Here is a 2,512-nt window from a genome sequence, read left to right as displayed (position 1 = left end):
GCTGTACAGCTTCTGAATTATTCTTTTCCAAACTATGATGTAGGCAACAATAAAGGTGAAAATATGAAGAATGTTCAGGTGCTGAATGCAATAAAAGTCGGATCGTAGCCATGTCGTTCTGTGAGCCAAGGAGTTGGAGAGATATTTTGTCTTCCTAAGACCGCTTGGCCTCCGACTTATCCTGCTGTACAGCTTCTGAATTATTCTTTTCCAAACTATGATGTAGGCAACAATAAAGGTGAAAATATGAAGAATGTTCAGGTGCTGAATGCAATAATGATTGGTGAATATACTGAACCAACCAGCGAAAATACAGACAAGAAGGATAATTCTTCCTCTTCTTCAAACAAAAATTCTAGCTCTTCCTCTTCTTCCAGCAAGAATTCCAGTTCTTCTTCCTCATCCTCTTCCAGTGCAGGTTCACCTCCTACAGGTGAAGCACTTCCCATTGCTGCTGGGGCTGCTGCTTTCACTGCCCTGACTGTTGGTATGCTTTCTCACAAAAAGAAACATTAACTAGCTAAGCTAATTTCTTCATTATAAAATCACTATCAACAACTTAGGAAATTTGGTCAATAGACAGATTATCAACTGCTTGTATGTTATGTTTTAGTTGACTTGTAAAAGCACTTGATTTTTAGTCGTATTTGCATTTTTCCTTAAGTTGTGAATAGTGATAAAGCTAAGGAATAGTAAACATATAAGTTGATACTATTTTCCCTAAAAGTGTAGGGAGAATCGACTTTCTATAGATGAAAGTGTCAAGTTATATATTTCAGAATCATGAGAACTCTATTATCTTTGAAAAACACCACTTTCCAAGTTTTTTCATGGCTTGAAAATCAAAATAGCATAAAACAGGTTTCAAATAAGCTATAGAATGGCTTTTAAAACCATGATAGAGCTTGCAAGAGACTCTGTTATCACATGCTTTAGGTCATTAAATATTTTTTGCCACTTTCGTTCCGTACCCCAAACTGGAAAAAAATCCTTTCACTCCAAAAAGATATGAAATATTGGCACTTTTCTTAAGTTGATTCATGATTTTCTTGGAAAGTGGTGTTTGAAAAACAAAAGTCTGAAAAATAACTTTTTATAGCTTGCTGGCTATTTAGAAAGGAGGATTATTGTACTATGAAAACAAGAAAAATGCTTGCAGTTCTTTCTGCTGTGATTATGGTTGTTTCTACTTGTGTAACTGTTGTTCCTGCAAAGGCAGCAAATTTAACCACAGATGCAGCGGAAGCTTATAAAGCAATGATTCAGACATATGAATCTGATGACCGTACCGGCTATAGCTTATATGACCTTACTGGAGATGGAGCAGATGAATTGATTATCTGCTATAGTCAAGGTGTTGGCGGTGGTGCTTATTCCATTTATACTTATAAAAATGGAAGTGCTGTTCCAGCTTTTAAAGGTTCAGAAGATTTGAGTGCCTATACTGTATGGTTCAATTTTTCTAATCATATTTTGATATTAAATGAAGGAAGAAGTTCATGGACAGATTCATTTTTTGAAGTGAATAATGAAACTCTTACTTTGAAAGATGTGATTTCTAATGAAGAAGGAACATATTACAAAGATGAAAATAATGCTACAGAGATTTCAGAAGAAGAATTCAAATCTATTCTGAAAAATTATGGTATTACTGACACAGTGGCTAATTCCGATTATGTTGATTTAGGGCATCATTATAAATTAACTAATTTGTCACCGCTTGAAACAACACCTAAAACAGAACTGACAGAAGATGACCTCAAGGCACTCGCTGAAAAACATGGCAATGTAAAATTTTTTGAATATCACGACTATGATGGAAATGGCAGAAACGAAGCTTTTGCTGTTATCAGTAAAAAAAATTCTGATGACACGGATATAATTCAGTATGTGTATTACATTGATGCTGATGGTAACGAAACTGCAATGCCTGAAGAATTTTATAACATTTTTGGTACAAATGACAATGGACAGCCGAATAGTACTATAAATCCTATGATTGAAAGCGAACCTACTTATGCAATAGCTGAAAATCACGGATTTCTCGGATTTGATGTTGGTGCAGGTGGTTCAGGATGGTGGAGTTTAATTTATGGTGTCAAAGATAATATACCTTATGAATTGAATTTATCCAGACATACACAGGGCTTCTATAAAAAAGATGATGGTACTCTCTATACAACTAAAAATGAATTTAGTTCGGAAGGTGGTCATTTTTATCCAGAATATGCTTTGATTTATAAAGAGGGTCAATTTTATGTTTCTGAAACTGAACTGCAAGAATCAACTGACCCAACTACACCATCAGAAACAACAAAGGAAGTTATCAACTATGACAAAATTTACAGCGACTATGTTTATAATACTTTGGTGAAAAACCTTGGCAGAGCTGCTACAAATGTGACTTTCACAGAAAACTATGATTTGAATAAAGTAACTGGTGTTGTCAGCAGTGCAATTTATGACTTTGACAGTGATGGCATAAATGAACTGATTGTTGTTACCCGTGAGG

At 34.8% G+C, this 2,512-nt stretch carries 2 protein-coding genes; both read left to right on the top strand.

What is annotated here, in order from left to right; translation table 11 throughout:
* Positions 1–120: 120 nt before the first annotated feature.
* The gene (locus tag ACKI2P_RS00490) at positions 121–516 is read left to right on the top strand and encodes a hypothetical protein (RefSeq protein WP_407374199.1); all 396 of its coding nucleotides are present in this window, start codon (positions 121–123) and stop codon (positions 514–516) included.
* Positions 517–1,134: 618 nt separating this feature from the next.
* Positions 1,135–2,512 (top strand): hypothetical protein (locus ACKI2P_RS00485; protein ID WP_407374197.1); only part of this gene is annotated, 1,378 nt, incomplete at its 3' end.

The organism is Methanobrevibacter sp., from assembly GCF_045541095.1.
GTDB lineage: Archaea > Methanobacteriota > Methanobacteria > Methanobacteriales > Methanobacteriaceae > Methanocatella.
Note: the sequence above shows the minus strand (reverse complement) of the source record. Positions and strands in the feature narration are given on the sequence as shown.